Here is a 15,394-nt window from a genome sequence, read left to right as displayed (position 1 = left end):
GTCCGGAGCCGAACCTTCGGGTCGGGACCGGCAGCAGCCGGAAGCCGCGGACGATGCGCCTGCCGGAAGCCGCGTACGGACATTTGCCCTCACCCCGGGTTGTGGTTCCACCCTCGCGATCGTCGTCATCGCCGTTGGCTCGGCCGTACTTGCCTTCATTGACATCGGGCCGGCACCTTTCACGCTCACCGACACCGATGCCACCTGCGAGGGCACCGGCTACTACCGCGAGTACACGGTCAAGGGTGCGGGTGCCTATACATCATCCGGCCTGGTCAAGCGGCACGTCGGCACTCATGAAGGGTTCCGCTGAATCGGTCTCGTCGGCGGACCTCCAGGTACCTGATCCGTGCTGGCACGCTGATCGGTTCGGGTAGCGGTCGGAGCGGTGCGGCTTGGTCGGAGCGCGGGAGCCAGGGCCCTGACCTGGACGGACGAATTATCGGCACCCGCAGACCCGGGCAGATGAGTTATCGGCAGGCGCAAGGCCGGAAAGGCGGGGGGGCAAGTCCGCCCGGACTTCGACGGCCAAGGGTTCCCGGACCGGTTCCGGCACCCCAAAGAGCGGCAGGCTCGGCATGCCCCGCCGCCGGTCGTAGCGCTCAGCCCATCCCGCCGCTACCTCGGATGATCTGGCCGCTCCAGTGGTGGACCGAAGCCGTGGCCTGCCACCCCATGACGATCGCAGGCCCCGCGTGACCCCTGCGGCTCCACCAGCGCACGGTGTCCGTCGCGTCCGCCGGCGGAGTCATCGGAGGTGGACCAGGACCCGGCCGGCGTTGGTCGCATCCGTCTCCACGCGGACGTAGAGCTTTTTGATGTGCTTCTGCGCCAGCACGGCCAGCACCCGCTTCTTCAGCTGGCCTGTCCCCTTGCCCGGGATGATCTGCACGACGTCGATCCCGGTGGCGGCCGCCTTGAAGAGGGTCTAGCGCAGCGCGACATCGATGTCGCGATTGTTGCGGAAGATCGGGTGCAGATCCAGCGTGAGCAGGGCAATCGCCTCCGATGCGCTCGGTCGCCGCGGCCGACGCGGGGTCCCCGTGGGCTCGTCGTACGGTCGCAGCGTACGTCATCCTCCCGACCCTCGTCCCACCCCGCGGGTCCCGGACTTCGGTGGGTACGGCCGGTATCGTACCGGCGTGGCTGAGCCCCTGGACGGTCCGGAGGAAGACAGTCGTCGGCGTCCCGAGCGCAAAGCCCGCTTGGGGGCGAGAACCTAAGATGCAGGACGGGGAGTACTTCACCGACTAGGCGACGAGCTGGGTGTGGAGCCAGATCCAGTCGTCAGTTTCGAACTCCCGCCATGGTAGGCGGGAGACGAAGTCGTCTAGGACGGACTCAGCGGTGAGCGGGTCGTGGTCGAAGGCCGCGACGTCCCCGCCGATTGCCTCGATCGTGTCACGGACTGCGTCGTGCAGGCCGCGTGCCCTCCGGGTTCATGAGACCTGCCTCAGGTGCTGGGTGAGCTGTTGGAGCGTGTTCCAGGCGCGGGGGTCGGTTCCGTCTCCGAGTCGGTAGTGAAGGGCGGGTTCGGCTGCGGGGCCGAGTCGGAGGGGGGCGAGGCTGAGGGGCGAGCGGAGGGCGTGGTCGAGGCCGACGTCCTTGAGCTCGCCTGCGCCCAGCGTGAATGAGATGGGGATGGGCGGGGCTTCGAAGCGCGGGGGGACGGTCAGGTCGCTGCGGGCGGCGCGGAGCGAGGTGAGCATGGTGGTCAGGCTGTGCTCGGCGCAGAGGGTCTCCGCGAGGGATTCGATCGCGTCGAGGGGCGGGCCGGCGTCTTTGCCGTAGCCGAGTGTGAGGGTGATGTCCTGCTCGACGCCGGCGGGAGTGCGCGTGATGCGGACGGTGGCGATGACCGGGCGGTCGGGGTGGCCGACGGCGATCAGCCAGGTCGGCTGGGGGGCGCGGCCACGGGCGAGATCGGTCAACTGTCTTGTGGACCAGGGGAGGTTGACAGGTTCGGCGGTGCTCCAGCCGGCGGGTGGGGTGCCGGTGAGGTGCTGCCAGGCGGTTTCCAGGGCGCGGCCGAGGATGAGGTCTTTGTCGGCGGGGTGCCGGGTGCGCAGGGAGACGATGAGCTGGCGTTCGCCGGCGTCGGGGCCGGCCTTGAAGGCTTCGGCGACGGAGGCCGTGCCGTTCTCGTCGAGGATGGGGGTGAAGGTGCCGCCCTTCCAGTGGAGTACGGCGCCGGACAGGCCGTCGTAGAAGCCGTGGTCCGGGTCCTGGATGACCCAGCGGTTGGGGTGGCCGAGCAGGGCGGTGCGGGTGGGCAGGGTCAGCCGGGTGGTGGGTGGGGTGACGATCTGCAGGGCGCGGTCGTCGGCGGTCGCGCCGCGCAGGGCGTCGGAGAGCCAGCTGGTCATGGTGACGAGGGGGCGGTCCTGGATGACCACGGCCGCTTTGGCGGTGAGTACGTCCACCGCCGGCGCCGATGTGGCGGGGACGGGGACGGCGGAGATGTCCGTGGTGAGCGGGACGACGTCGGTGGAGGCCGCTTCCGGGGGCCACACCGTGCCGCCCAGGACGGTGGCGAGGCGTCCGGCGAAGGAGCCCGCCAGTCGGCCGCCCTCCGCGACGGCGGTGGAGGCTCGGGCCTCCGTCCACCACACCGGGCTGTCGGGGACACCGGGACCGATACCGAGGAGGCGGGTGGTCTCCCCGGGGACCTGGACCAGGATGGGGGCCTCGACGGAGACGAGGGGGCGGCCGCCAGGGGCGCAGAGCTGGATGACGGCGCCGTCGGCCAGGGTGTTCACGCCGAGGTCGGGGCCGCCTGCGTAGAGGCCCGCGAGGAGTGTGCGCAGGTCCGGCATGTTCGGGGTGAGGGCGATGACGTCCTTGGTCACAGCTGTCCGGCCTCTTCGTCTGCCTCGTCTGCGAGCGCGGTCTGTATGAGTTGGTGGTGGCGACCGCGGCGGACGAGGGTGCCGCGGCCGGGCGGTTGCGCGGAGGCGTACAGGCCAGGGAAGAGCTGCCCCTCGGTGCGGTCGCCGGTCATGAGGAGGGCGGTGGTGCCGGTCTCGCGCAGGGTGGTCAGCAGGGGTTCGTACAAGGCACGGGAGGACCCGGCGGTGCGGCGGGCGATGACGAAGTGGAGACCGATGTCCTGGGCGGAGGAGATGTACGGCAGGAACGGAGCCAGGGGCTGCTGGCCGGCGGTGGAGAGGATGTCGTAGTCGTCGACGAGGATCACGATGCGCGGCCCCGTGAACGCGGGCTCCGCACCGACCGCGTCCGGGTCCGCCGTCTCCGGCAGGCGCTTCTCCAACTCGGTGGCGATGCCGGTGGCCAGCGCTGCGGCCAGCTTCGCATTGTGGGCGTAGCCACCGCGGTACGGCTCCGGAACGGCACCGCGCAGGCCGCGGCGCGGGTCGAAGACGCCGAATACCAGCTCCTCGTCTCCGTACCGGTCGACGAGTTGACGGACTATCAGTTTCAGCAGGTTGGTCTTGCCGCACTCGTTGTCGCCGAGGATCAGCAGGTGCTGATCGCTTCCGAACAGGTCCAGCAGCGCGGGGGCGAGCGCGTCCTGGTCCACGCCTATGGGGATTGCCCTGGGTTCGGCGGTGGGTGAGGGGAGTTTCGCCGCGGGGAGCCGTGTGGGGAGCACCCGTACCGGAGCGGCGACGTCGCCGTGCCAGCCGGCGCGGATCGTGCGGGCGGAACGCTCGAGAACGGACGCGAGGTCGCCCGTGCCGGGGCGGCTGTCGATGCGGGGCAGTGCGACCTGCGCGAACAACTTGCCGTCGGTCAGCACCCGGCCCGGCACTTCGGGTGACAGCGTCTCGGACAGCTTGCGGTCGATGGATGAGTCGGCCGGGTCGTTGAGCCGCAGCTCGACGCGGGTGCCGAACATCGACTGGGTGGCGATGCGGACGTCGTTCCAGCGCAGCATTCCGGCGACGACGTGGATGCCGTATCCGCCGCCGCGCTTGAGGAGGTCGGCCACGGCGTCGTCGAGTTCGGCGAACTCGTCGCGCAACGCGCCGAATCCGTCGACGAGCAGCACGATGTCGGTCGAGCCGAGCTCGGCCAGTTTGCCCTGGGCGCGCAGGTGGCGTAGCTGGTCGATGGAGTCGATGCCGTGCGCGCGGAAGAGTTCCTCGCGTTCGAGAAGCCCCTCCCCGACCCCGCGCCCCCGGCGGAGCTCAGCTGCCTCCGCCGCACCCCCCGCCACCCCCGCACGACGACCCGCCTCCGCAGGACGAGCCGCCCCCGCACGACGAGTGCCCGCCGCACGAGTGACCCCCGTGGTGCCCGCCGGACGAACCGCTGCCGCAGGACGACACGGCTCCCCCGGCCCCGCCGGCCCACCAGCTGCCGGAGCTGTCCGAGGACCCGCCCCGCGAGCGGCGGCCCCGCGCCGAACCCGACGAGCTCTTCGAGAGCCCGACCCTCTTCCGTCCGCGGGCGACGGCACGCAACGACACGACGAACAGGATGAAGACGACCGCCAGGATGAAGCCGATGAACATGGCGTCACCCTCCTTTCGTTCCCCCGAAGCGACCCCCCGTGGGCGCCTCGCTTCTTGCGTGCCAGGGGGATGCCCTCGCGTCTCACCAGCCAAAGCAGAGTTGAGGAAGTCCAGAGCTTCGGCGCAGGATGACCGGCATGACCTCCAACGGCCGACGCCCCCTCCTCAACCGACGACTCGCCGAGTTCGGCACGACGATCTTCGCCGAGATGTCGGCCCTGGCCCTGAGCACCGGGTCGATCAACCTGGGCCAGGGCTTCCCCGACACGGACGGGCCCGAGGAGATCAGGGAGGCGGCCGTGCGGGCGCTGCGCGACGGGCGCGGCAACCAGTACCCGCCGGGCCCCGGCGTGCCCGAGCTGCGTACGGCGATCGCCGAACACCAGAAGCACCGGTACGGACTGGCGTACGACCCGGACCGCGAGGTGCTCGTCACGGCCGGTGCCACGGAGGCCATCGCGGCGTCGCTGCTCGCGCTGGTCGAGCCCGGTGACGAGGTCATCGCCCTGGAGCCGTACTACGACTCGTACGCGGCCAGCATCGCGATGGCGGGCGGGACCAGGATCCCGGTCACCCTGCGCCCGCACGAGGAGACCCGCGACGGAGTCACCCACCGGCGCTTCCGGCTCGATCTCGACGAGCTGCGCGACGCGGTCACCGACAACACCCGGCTGCTGCTCGTCAACACCCCGCACAACCCGACCGGTACCGTCCTGACCCGCGAGGAGCTGGGAGAGATCGCGAAGCTCGCCGTCGAGCGGGATCTCCTCGTCATCACGGACGAGGTGTACGAGCACCTGGTGTTCGACGAGGCCGAGCACCTGCCGCTGGCCTCCTTCCCGGGGATGCGGGAGCGGACGGTCACCATCGGCAGCGCCGGGAAGACCTTCTCCTTCACGGGGTGGAAGGTGGGCTGGGTGACGGGCACGCCGGACCTCGTCACCGCCGTACGGTCGGCCAAGCAGTTCCTGACGTACGTGGCGTCGGGGCCGTTCCAGTACGCCGTGGCCGAGGCCCTCGCGCTGCCCGACTCCTACTTCGAGGACTTCCGCCGGGGCATGCTCACGCGCCGGGACATCCTCGCGGAGGGTCTGGCCGAGGCCGGCTTCAAGGTGTTCAAGCCCGCCGGCACTTACTTCATCACCACCGACATCCGCCCCCTCGGCGAGAATGACGGCTTCGCCTTCTGCCGCGCGCTGCCGGAGCGCGCGGGCGTGGTGGCCATTCCCAACGCGGTCTTCTACGACGACCGTGAGGCCGGGGCACCGTTCGTGCGGTTCGCGTTCTGCAAGAGGGACGACGTCCTCCACGAGGCCACCAGCCGCCTGCGACGCCTCGCGTCGTTGGGCTCCAAAGAAACAATCCAGTCTTCGCCGTACTGCGCGGGCCGCCCAACCCACCGTCCCTGACAACTGGGCCCGGCTACGGCTCGGTGATCAAGCTTTCAGAGCCCGCATGTTCACCGAGTCGATCGCGCAGCGGGGCCAGTCCAACTCGCCGCGGGCGCCGAGTGAGACGACGTCTGGGGGAGCCGTCCGGCCCACAGCCGGGCAGCCCCCTCAGCAAGATCTTCGTGAGCCTTCTAGGCCAGGTGCGCCTCCAGTGCCGCCCGTACGCCGGACTCGACGGCACCCTCGATCCACGACGGCTTGACCGAGGTGTGGTCCCCGGCGAAGCGCAGCGGGCCCTCGGGGGCGCGGATGTGCCCGAGGAGTTCGGTGTGCTGGCCGGGGAGCAGAACGGACGCCTCACCGTACGCGTACGGATCGCGCAGCCAGCTCTGGGTGCGGCCTGCACCGGTGTAGAAAACCTCCACCCGCTGTCCGTAGACCTGTTGCAGGCCGCGTAGGGCGTACGGGTAACGGGCCTCGTCGTCGAAGGAGTCCCAGCGGGAGGCGTCGTCAGCCCAGCAGTAGGAGGCCAGGACGACGCCTCCCTTGCTGCCAGGGACAGGGTGCGACGGGTTGATCATGAAGCGGTTGGAGTTGTCGGAGACCGACCCGCCGCCGATGATGTGAGCAGCCTCGGGCTGGTCGCGGCCGACCCAGCGGTTGGCGGCGTAGTGCGCGCGTTGTGCCGGGCTGATGTGGCCGCGCGGCACCGAGGGGTGCGCCCCGAGCAGGCTGCCGTCGGCGGGCGCCTTGCCGCGCAGGTAGTCGTCGTACAACCCAGGCCGTACGGCGTCGAGTTCGCGTTTCCAGTCGGCCTCGGTGAACTCCCACCAGCGGCGGCTGAACTCCAGCAGCACCTTGGTCGCGCTGTCGTAGTGCAGCTCGGCGACGGCACGGCGCTTGCCGTATGCCATCAGCGGGCTGATCTGCACCTGTCGCAGCCCGGAGAACGGCACGGTGACGATCGCCAGGTCACCGGTGAACTGCTCGCGCACCACCTTGCCGTCGCGGCCCTCCGACACGGTGTCGATCCACACGTGCGTGCCGTCCCGGCGCACGTGCGAGGTGTCGTCGGCACCGGGCTCGTGCTGTCGGTCGGCGTCCCAGTACTCGATGTGCGTGGCGCGCCGGTCGCGGCGCAGCACGTCGGACACCTGCCGCAGCAGCGCGTCCGGGAGTGTCGCCGTGCCGCCGACCAGCTCCCAGAAGGCGGTGTCCGGGCTGATCAGGGACTGGCTGATGAAGCTGTGGATGAAGGACAGCGGCAGCCGCGAGGTCATGTTCTCCAGGGTGCCGACCAGGTCGATGGTGCGCTCGTCGAAACCGGCCTGTTCGGTCAGGAACCGGTACATGGACCAGTCGCCGTAGCGTTGGACGACCCGTGCCCAGCCCTGCACCCGCTCCGGCATGGGTTTGTCGACGCGCTTGCCGTCCGGCCCGACCGTGCTGAACTCGTCGCGTGCGGGGTCGAGGGCATCGCCGAGGATCTTGGAGGAGGGCGTGTCCCAGTACTTGCGGGGTACTCCGAAGGACTGGTTGACGCGGCGGGGGGATCTGGAGTAATCGGAGCGGCGTACGCGGATGCCGTTGACGTGCAGCCATGCATGGTTGACGGGTTTGCCGGATCCGTCGACGTCGACGAGGTAGAACGGGCGCTTCTTGACACCGAGTTGCTCGATCAGGTGCATTACCAGCGGGTGGCTGCCGGGGATACGCATGGCGCCGGCCTCCGCGTACTGCCGCGGATCCGCGAACGGCTGCACGGCGTGCTCGTGGCCACCGGTGCGGAAGGTCTTGATACGTCCGCCGACCCGGTTGCCGTTGGCCTCCAGCAGCGTCACGTGGTGTCCGGCGCGCTTGAGCAGCCAGGCGGCGACGAGGCCGGCCGGACCAGCGCCCACGACCAGGACCTTCTTGGCGGCCTTGGTCCGGGCGCGGGGCAGCCCGGAACCGAGGATCTTCTCGTACGTCGGTACGAGGGGCCTGTCGTGGGCGTCGACGACCAGCAGCGCGCGGGCGACGGCAAGACAGGTGTCCCAGTCGGCGGTGGAGCGGGACGGGCAGGGGGCCTGCCCCGGGACGGCGGGAGCGGCAGGGGCGGCCGGTGCCGCGGTGGCCGGGTCGGCGGTGCCCAGTCCGAGGACGGTGACGCCGGCGGCCGTGCCGGCGGCGGTCGTGAAACGCCGCCGGGACAACGGCGGTTGGCTGGCTGTGGTGCGGAGTTCATGCATACGTCCTGGATAGGGCCCGCCAGAGTGCCGTGGACAAGAGATGATCAATGGTCACCCGAACGTGCGAGCGCGGGGGCTCGACTCCCCCGCCCGTAGCGCACGCGCGCGGAACAGATGCTTCCGCGCGCGCCCGCGTTCAGCGCCAGCGGCGCCAGCTGGGTGTCGCGACGCAGCGTGCGCAGCAGCCGCTCGCCCTCGCCGTCGGGTAACGCCGCCAGCAGCACGTCCAGCATCGCCTGCACACGCGTACGGAAAACCATGGTCCGTACGGCGTCGGTCAGTTGCCGAAGTGCGGCCTCCCGATCGCCGCGGGCCGAAATCCAGTCGGCCGGCTCCGCGCGGGCGGCATCCGGGTCGTAGTCCTCGGCCAACACCCCCAGCAGGCCGTGTGCGGCCCGTGCACGTTCTTCCCGCCGTGACCGGCTCAACGGCTCACGGCGGCCAGTGCGCCTGCCTGCTCGTGCGCCCTCCCCGACAGTCCACGACACCCGTGGCCCGCGGAACTGTGAGGAGCGCGCCGTTCGGATGGTCTTCGGGTTCCGTGAGCGGAACGGGACGAGAACGGATTCGGTCGCGCGGGTCGCCGAGCAGCTCGCTGGAGGGTGGACGCCCCCTGCCCGACCGGGTGCGGCAGGCCGAGATCCACGGCCGCCGCCGATCAAGCCCGACCACGCCCGACAACGGGGGTGCCGACGGCACAGCCGCACCGGGAGTCCTTCGTCAGCGGGCGTCCGCCTCGGGCTCCGGGCGCGGGAGTTCGTCGAGGTCGAGGGTGAAGGTGCGGCCGTCGGCCAGGGGGATGGGGAGCTTGCCCGTGCCGTACTTGTGGGTATGTGCCGCGATGTAACCGGTGGCGGTCGGCTGGGTGTGGAGGACGACCTCTTGGGCGTAGGGGTCCACGACCAGGTAGACGGGAATGCCGTAGCGGCCGTACTTCGCGGTGCAGTCGTCGTAGTCCTTGCGTGCGGAGGAGGTCGAGACGACCTCGGAGATCAGCAGGACGTCCTCGAAGCTGTAGCGCTTGCCTTCCCGGCGGGCGTCCTCGCGGAGGATCGCCAGATCGGGGGCGGAGTTCTCGTCGGCGGGGAAGTCGATGTAGACGTCGGAGGCGGTCTTCGCGTGGCGTCCGAGGGACACGATCGTGTCGTACTGCATCGACTTGATCGTGCTGGAGTGCTCGAAGCTCTGCGGAGTCATGATCACCTTTCCGTCAGCTCCGAACAGGACCGTGTACCCCTTGGGGAACTCGGTGTGCACGATCGCGTCGACGCTCATGGACGGCTCCTTCCCGTGTGCGGTCAGGATACGACGGACAGTGCCGCGTCACCGAGCCCGCCGGTACGGCCGACAGACCGGTCCGGACAGGGTGTGCGGCCCGCTCACCGCCGGTGCCGGAGATCCGCAGCGGGGCCTGTCGCACAACATGGGAATAGGTAGGCCAACGAGGTGTCGCCTGGGTGACGGGCACGCCGGACCTCGTCACCGCCGTACGGTCGGCCAAGCAGTTCCTGACGTACGTGGCGTCGGGGCCGTTCCAGTACGCCGTGGCCGAGGCGCTGGCGCTGCCGGACACGTACTTCGAGGCGTTCCGCGCGGACATGCTGGCCAGGCGGGACGTGCTGGCGGCCGGGCTCACGGAGGCGGGGTTCAAGGTCTTCCAGCCGGCGGGCACGTACTTCATCACCACCGACATCCGGCCGCTCGGCGAGTCCGACGGCTTCGCCTTCTGCCGTGCGCTCCCGGAACGCGCCGGGGTCGTCGCCATCCCGAACGCGGTCTTCTACGACCACCGGGAGGCGGGCGCGCCCTTCGTGCGGTTCGCGTTCTGCAAGCGGACCGAGGTGCTGGAGGAGGCGGCGAAGCGACTCAAGGCGGCCTGGTAGCACGGGGCCCAGGACGGTGGGGACGGCGCGCCGAAGTGGGGGAAACCGTACCCACCCAGGCGTGTAAAGCTCGCAAATACCCCGTAAGCGACGCACAGTTCGGGTGTGACCCACGCCAGTACCCTTCCGGCCCCCGCCGCCCCGAAGCCCGGTGACGGGGGGCACGGCCGTCCGGCGCGCTCCGCGCACGGCCTGCCCCCTGTCGCGCACGCGCTGGCGCTGTTCGCGACAGCGCGACTCGTCGGCGTTCTCGTGCTCGCCGGAACCGCCTGGGCGGGCGGCAAGCGCCCCCTCGCCCTGCTCGGGCGGTCCTGGGACTCGCTCTGGTACCTGGGGATCGCGGCGCACGGCTACGGACGCACCCAGTACTTCAGGCCCACCGTCGTCCACAGCGACCTGGCCTTCTTCCCGCTGTATCCGGGGCTGATCCGCGCCGTCACCACGCTGACCGCGCTGAGCGGCGGCGCGGCGGGACTGCTCGTCGCCTGGACCGCCGCCGCGGTCGCCGCCTGCGGGATCTACGCGATCGGGGCCCGGCTGCACGGTCGCGCCGTCGCCACCATGCTGGTCCTGCTGTGGGGCCTGCTCCCGCACTCGATCGTGCTGTCCCTGGCGTACACCGAGCCCGTCCTCACCGCCTTCGCCGCCTGGTCGCTGTACGCGGTGCTCACCGGGCGCTGGCTGTGGGCGGGCGCGCTGGCCGCGCTCGCGGGCATGTCGCGGCCGAACGGGCTCGCGGTGGCCGCGGCGGTGCTGGCCGCGGCGGCGTGCGAGGTCTGGCGGCGGCGCGGACGGGTTTCCCACAGGCTGTGGACGGGCGCCGCGCTCGCGCCGGTCGGCTGGGGCGGCTATGTGCTGTGGGTGGGCCGGCGCAAGGGCGATCCGTTCGGCGGCTATTTCCAGGTGCAGCGGCTGTGGGGCTCGCGCTTCGACTTCGGCGCCGGTTCGCTGCGCTTCGTCCGGCATCTGCTGACGCACGGGGACCGCTTCGTGTTCCCGATGACGATGGTGGTCGTGGCGGCGGCCGTGCTGCTGTACGGGCTGCTGATCACGGACCGTGCCCCGCTGCCACTGCTCGTGCACAGCGGGGTACTGCTGCTGATCGCGCTCGGCGGCTCCGGGTTCTTCGAGTGCAAGCCGCGCTTCCTGCTGCCCGCGTTCCCGCTGCTGCTGCCGCTCGCCCGGGCGCTGGTCCGCACGGCAAGAGCCCGGCCCTGGCACGCCGTCCTGGTGGTCGGCGCCCTGGCCGGGCTCTCGTTCGCCTACGGCGCGTATCTGGTCGTCATCGCTCACACGCCGCTGTGAAACCTGGTGGGAGGACTACTCCTCGTCGTCGTCCTCGGGCTTCTCCGCCTCGTTGACTTCCTGCTCGAGGCCGAGCTGCTCGACGAGCCACTTGTCGAACTCGATGGCGGCCCGCACCCAGCTGACCGTCGACGAAACGAAGTGCTCGAGGGCGACGCCGGTGCCGATCAGCATCTGCGCCTCGCCGATCAGGCGGACTGTGCCGTCGTCGTGCGTGTGGCTGTAGACCTTCGGCCACAGCGTGCGGCGGTTCCAGTCGTCGATGGACTCCAGCAGAGTCGGCTTCTCGTCGATCTGGTGCGGCCGGTCGTAGAACGTCCGCACCGAGAAGACCTGCTGGTCCCCCTCGCCGCGGAACATGAAGTACGTACGGAACTCCTCCCACGGCGCCGCGAGGTCACCCTCGTCGTCGACGACGTACTTCAGCTCCATCTGGTCCAGGAGCTGCTTCACGAGGTCCTGATCCGGGACGACGGGGCCCGCCGGTCCGCCGGGCTGCGGCTCGGGCTGGCCCCCGAAATTCGGAATCGAGGACGGGTCGATGCTCACCGTGTATTTCCCTTCGTACGGATGCTGCCATCCTCCCCCATCACGGGCGGTCAGTGGCAACCCCCACAGGCAAAGGCACGCACACCGCCACCGGGAGTGTGTATCCCTTGCGGCCAGTGACGACGGCGCCGCCAAAACCGGCGCCGTCGACCGCTGAGAATCAGCCCGTCCGGGCTACTGCGCGGCCCCCACGATCAGGCCGTCCCCGAAGGCGTCCACCCGGACCGTGTCGCCGTCCTTGACCTCGCCCGCCAGGATCTCCTTGGCGAGCCGGTCGCCGATCGCGGTCTGGACGAGGCGGCGCAGCGGCCGGGCCCCGTACGCCGGATCGTTGCCCTCCTCCGCGAGCCAGGCCAGGGCCGCGTCGCTGACCTCCAGGGTGAGCCGGCGCTCGGCCAGCCGCTTGGCGAGGCGGCCGATCTGGAGCCCGGCGATGCGCTCCAGCTCCTCCTTGTCCAGCGCCGAGAAGACCACGAGGTCGTCGAGGCGGTTGAGGAATTCTGGCTTGAAGGAGGCCCGTACGACCTCCAGGACCTGCTGCTTCTTCTCCTCCTCGGAGGTCAGCGGCTCGACCAGGAACTGGCTTCCCAGGTTCGAGGTCAGGATGAGGATGGTGTTGCGGAAGTCGACCGTACGGCCCTGTCCGTCGGTGAGCCGTCCGTCGTCCAGCACCTGGAGCAGGATGTCGAAGACCTCCGGGTGCGCCTTCTCGACCTCGTCGAGCAGGACGACGCTGTACGGGCGCCGGCGCACGGCCTCCGTGAGCTGGCCGCCCTCCTCGTAGCCGATGTACCCGGGCGGGGCGCCGACCAGCCGGGCGACGCTGTGCTTCTCTCCGTACTCGCTCATGTCGATGCGGATCATGGCCCGCTCGTCGTCGAAGAGGAAGTCCGCGAGGGCCTTGGCGAGTTCGGTCTTGCCGACGCCGGTCGGGCCGAGGAAGAGGAACGATCCGGTGGGCCGGTCCGGGTCGGCGATTCCGGCGCGGGTGCGGCGTACGGCGTCGGACACGGCCTGGACGGCCTCGCTCTGGCCGATGAGGCGGCGGCCCAGTTCCTCCTCCATGCGCAGGAGCTTCTGGGTCTCGCCCTCCAGGAGGCGCCCGGCCGGGATGCCCGTCCAGGAGCCGACCACGTCCGCGATGTCGTCGGGGCCGACCTCCTCCTTGACCATGGTGTCCCTGGCGGCTTCCTCCTCCGCCTCGGAGGCCTCCTCCAGGTCCCGCTCCAGGGTGGGGATCTCGCCGTAGAGCAGCTTGGAGGCGGTGTCGAAGTCGCCGTCGCGCTGGGCACGTTCGGCCTGGCCGCGCAGCTCGTCGAGCTTCTCCTTCAGCTCGCCGACGCGGTTGAGGGACTGCTTCTCCTTCTCCCAGCGGGCGGTCAGGCCCCGCAGCTCCTCCTCCTTGTCGGCGAGGTCGCGGCGCAGCTTCTCCAGACGCTGCCGGGAGGCGGGGTCGGTCTCCTTGTCGAGGGCCAGCTCCTCCATGCGCAGCCGGTCCACCGCGCGCTGGAGTTCGTCGATCTCCACGGGGGACGAGTCGATCTCCATGCGCAGCCGGGAGGCGGCCTCGTCGACGAGGTCGATGGCCTTGTCGGGCAGGAAGCGGGAGGTGATGTACCGGTCGGAGAGAGTGGCCGCGGCGACCAGCGCGCTGTCCGCGATCACGACCTTGTGGTGGGCCTCGTAGCGGCCCTTGAGCCCGCGCAGGATGGCGATGGTGTCCTCGACGGACGGCTCGGCGACCAGGACCTGCTGGAAGCGGCGTTCCAGGGCGGGGTCCTTCTCGATCCGCTCGCGGTACTCGTCGAGGGTGGTGGCACCGACCATCCGCAGCTCACCGCGGGCGAGCATCGGCTTGAGCATGTTGCCGGCGTCCATGGCGGAGTCGCCGCCCGCGCCCGCGCCGACGACCGTGTGCAGCTCGTCGATGAAGGTGATGATCTGCCCGTCGGAGTCCTTGATCTCGGCGAGGACGGTCTTCAGCCGCTCCTCGAACTCGCCCCGGTACTTCGCCCCGGCCACCATGGCGCCGAGGTCGAGCGCGACCAGCCGCTTGTTCTTGAGCGACTCGGGCACGTCGCCCTTCACGATCCGCTGGGCGAGCCCCTCCACGACGGCGGTCTTGCCGACGCCGGGCTCACCGATGAGGACGGGGTTGTTCTTGGTGCGCCGGGACAGCACCTGCACGACCCGGCGGATCTCCTGGTCCCGGCCGATGACCGGGTCGAGCTTCCCGTCGCGCGCGGCGGCGGTGAAGTCCGTACCGAACTTTTCGAGCGCCTTGTACTGGCCCTCGGGATCCGGGGTCGTCACCCGGCGTCCTCCCCTGCTCTTCTGGAACGCCTCAAGCAGCTTCTTCGCACTGGCACCCTGCTGGGAGAGTACGTCGCCGCTCGGGCCGCCCTTCGCGGCGATCCCGATGAGGAGGTGCTCGGTGGAGAGGTACTCGTCCCCGAGCTCCTTGGCCTTGTCGGCCGCCTCGGCGATGACGGCGAGCAGTTCGCGGTTGGGCTGCGGGGGCGCGACGGTGGACCCGGTCACGCTGGGCAGGCCCGCGAGGACGCGCTCGGCCGCGGCCCGTACGGCGGCCTGGTCGGCGTCGACCGCGGCCAGCAGGTCGGTGATGTTCTCGTTCTCCTGACCACCGAGCAGCGCGAGCAGCAGGTGGGCAGGGGTGAGGTCGGGGTGCCCCTCGGACACGGCCCGGCTGGTGGCCGCGTTGATCGCGTCCCGGCTCCTGTTGGTCAGCTCGGCGTCCACGTTCGCGTTCTCCTCCTCGTACGACCCTGATGTACGGACTGACTCACCCAACGTACACAAAGTTGAGTCTATTCCACTCAAGGAAGGCCGGGAAGCCGTGGCACTCACGGGTGGGGATACATTTCCGACCATGAGCGCATACCCGGTGGACCCGCACGATCCCGACCCCGCGTACCTCACCTTCTGGCGGGAACGCCATCTGTGCACCCTCACCACCCTCCGGGCGGACGGCAGCCCGCACGTCGTGCCTGTCGGGGTTACATACGACCCCGAGGCGGGCCTGGCTCGGGTGATCACCAACAAGTCCAGCGCGAAGGTGGGCCACGTGCTCGCCGCGGGAGCGCAGGGGGCGCGCGTCTCGGTCTGCCAGGTGGACGGGCGCCGGTGGGCGACGCTGGAAGGGCGCGCGAGGATCGCCGCGGACCCCGCGCGTGTCGCGGAGGCGGAGCGGCGGTACGCGGAGCGGTACGGGAGGGTGCCCTCGCCGAACCCCGACCGGGTGGCGATCGAGATCACGCTGACCTCGGCGATGGGACACGGCTGACCGGTCCCGGGCGCGGGTCCGGCCGACCGGCCTCGGGCGCGGGACCCGGCCGCACGACCCCGGGCGCGGGTTCTGACTGACCGGCCCCGGGCGTGGGACCCGGCCGAACGGCCTCGGCCGTGAGGCCCGGCTGATCTCAGCCGTTGTGGAGATGGCATGAAGATGGGCGAATATCTGGATCTTTCGCCCAAAACTGCAGCGGCGTCACCGTGTTAATGTGACGGTGTCGCCGCAGCGGGGGGAAGTAACAGCG

10 protein-coding genes and 3 pseudogenes are annotated in these 15,394 nt (G+C 70.5%); 5 read left to right on the top strand and 8 right to left on the bottom strand.

Going from position 1 to position 15,394, the window contains the following annotated elements; genetic code table 11:
- Positions 1 to 313, top strand: a 313-nt coding sequence (locus ABZ656_RS07645) for a hypothetical protein (RefSeq protein ID WP_360265563.1), incomplete at its 5' end; no start/stop codon positions are given.
- Positions 314 to 748: 435 nt separating this feature from the next.
- Here the strand turns inward: ABZ656_RS07645 and ABZ656_RS07640 are convergent.
- The 3 genes and pseudogenes from ABZ656_RS07640 to eccCb form a co-directional block, all read right to left on the bottom strand.
- A pseudogene (locus ABZ656_RS07640) lies at positions 749 to 910 on the bottom strand (Smr/MutS family protein); the annotation flags it as partial.
- A gap of 529 nt (positions 911 to 1,439) precedes the next feature.
- Positions 1,440 to 2,849 carry a DUF6177 family protein gene (locus ABZ656_RS07635; RefSeq protein ID WP_360265560.1) on the bottom strand — a complete coding sequence of 470 codons (1,410 nt, stop codon included), beginning with the start codon at positions 2,847 to 2,849 and terminating at the stop codon, positions 1,440 to 1,442.
- Positions 2,846 to 4,120: pseudogene (gene eccCb / locus ABZ656_RS07630) on the bottom strand (type VII secretion protein EccCb); the annotation flags it as partial. The gene ABZ656_RS07635 and the pseudogene eccCb, both read right to left, overlap by 4 nt.
- Positions 4,121 to 4,606: 486 nt before the next feature.
- Between eccCb and ABZ656_RS07625 the strand changes: the two are divergent.
- Complete coding sequence (locus tag ABZ656_RS07625) at positions 4,607 to 5,887, top strand: pyridoxal phosphate-dependent aminotransferase (RefSeq protein WP_101399478.1); 1,281 nt, start codon at positions 4,607 to 4,609, stop codon at positions 5,885 to 5,887.
- Positions 5,888 to 6,060: 173 nt separating this feature from the next.
- On the opposite strand, the gene ABZ656_RS07620 is transcribed toward ABZ656_RS07625, so the two are convergent.
- The 3 genes from ABZ656_RS07620 to ABZ656_RS07610 all read right to left on the bottom strand — a co-directional run bounded on the left by ABZ656_RS07620 (position 6,061) and on the right by ABZ656_RS07610 (position 9,375).
- The gene (locus ABZ656_RS07620; RefSeq protein ID WP_101399476.1) at positions 6,061 to 8,100 is read right to left on the bottom strand and encodes an FAD-dependent oxidoreductase; all 2,040 of its coding nucleotides are present in this window, start codon (positions 8,098 to 8,100) and stop codon (positions 6,061 to 6,063) included.
- 44 nt (positions 8,101 to 8,144) lie between these two features.
- A complete protein-coding gene (locus tag ABZ656_RS07615) occupies positions 8,145 to 8,471 on the bottom strand; it encodes a hypothetical protein (protein ID WP_360265556.1) in 327 nt (108 codons plus the stop codon).
- A 349-nt stretch (positions 8,472 to 8,820) separates the two neighbouring features.
- On the bottom strand, positions 8,821 to 9,375 hold the full coding sequence (locus tag ABZ656_RS07610; RefSeq protein WP_360265553.1) for a Uma2 family endonuclease: 555 nt from the start codon (positions 9,373 to 9,375) through the stop codon (positions 8,821 to 8,823).
- A 179-nt stretch (positions 9,376 to 9,554) separates the two neighbouring features.
- Here ABZ656_RS07610 and ABZ656_RS07605 point away from each other — a divergent pair.
- Together ABZ656_RS07605 and ABZ656_RS07600 are read left to right on the top strand one after the other, a co-directional pair.
- A pseudogene (locus ABZ656_RS07605) lies at positions 9,555 to 9,983 on the top strand (aminotransferase class I/II-fold pyridoxal phosphate-dependent enzyme); the annotation flags it as partial.
- 192 nt (positions 9,984 to 10,175) lie between these two features.
- Positions 10,176 to 11,288, top strand: coding sequence for a hypothetical protein (locus tag ABZ656_RS07600; RefSeq protein ID WP_360265575.1), 1,113 nt, complete (start codon positions 10,176 to 10,178; stop codon positions 11,286 to 11,288).
- Between the two features lie 15 nt (positions 11,289 to 11,303).
- Here ABZ656_RS07600 and ABZ656_RS07595 read toward each other — a convergent pair whose 3' ends face one another.
- Together ABZ656_RS07595 and clpB are read right to left on the bottom strand one after the other, a co-directional pair.
- Positions 11,304 to 11,837: a YbjN domain-containing protein gene (locus tag ABZ656_RS07595; RefSeq protein ID WP_075033056.1), complete on the bottom strand. Its 534-nt coding sequence runs from the start codon at positions 11,835 to 11,837 to the stop codon at positions 11,304 to 11,306.
- A gap of 174 nt (positions 11,838 to 12,011) precedes the next feature.
- The gene (gene clpB, locus ABZ656_RS07590) at positions 12,012 to 14,597 is read right to left on the bottom strand and encodes an ATP-dependent chaperone ClpB (protein ID WP_101399472.1); all 2,586 of its coding nucleotides are present in this window, start codon (positions 14,595 to 14,597) and stop codon (positions 12,012 to 12,014) included.
- Between the two features lie 130 nt (positions 14,598 to 14,727).
- On the opposite strand from clpB, the gene ABZ656_RS07585 reads away from it, so the two are divergent.
- A complete protein-coding gene (locus ABZ656_RS07585) occupies positions 14,728 to 15,141 on the top strand; it encodes a TIGR03618 family F420-dependent PPOX class oxidoreductase (protein ID WP_101403615.1) in 414 nt (137 codons plus the stop codon).
- The last annotated feature ends 253 nt before the right edge of the window (positions 15,142 to 15,394 follow it).

Origin of the sequence: Streptomyces sp. NPDC007095, assembly GCF_040634475.1 — a bacterium.
GTDB lineage: Bacteria > Actinomycetota > Actinomycetes > Streptomycetales > Streptomycetaceae > Streptomyces.
The sequence above is the reverse complement of the archived record's forward strand: the minus strand, read 5'-3'. Positions and strand labels throughout refer to the sequence as shown.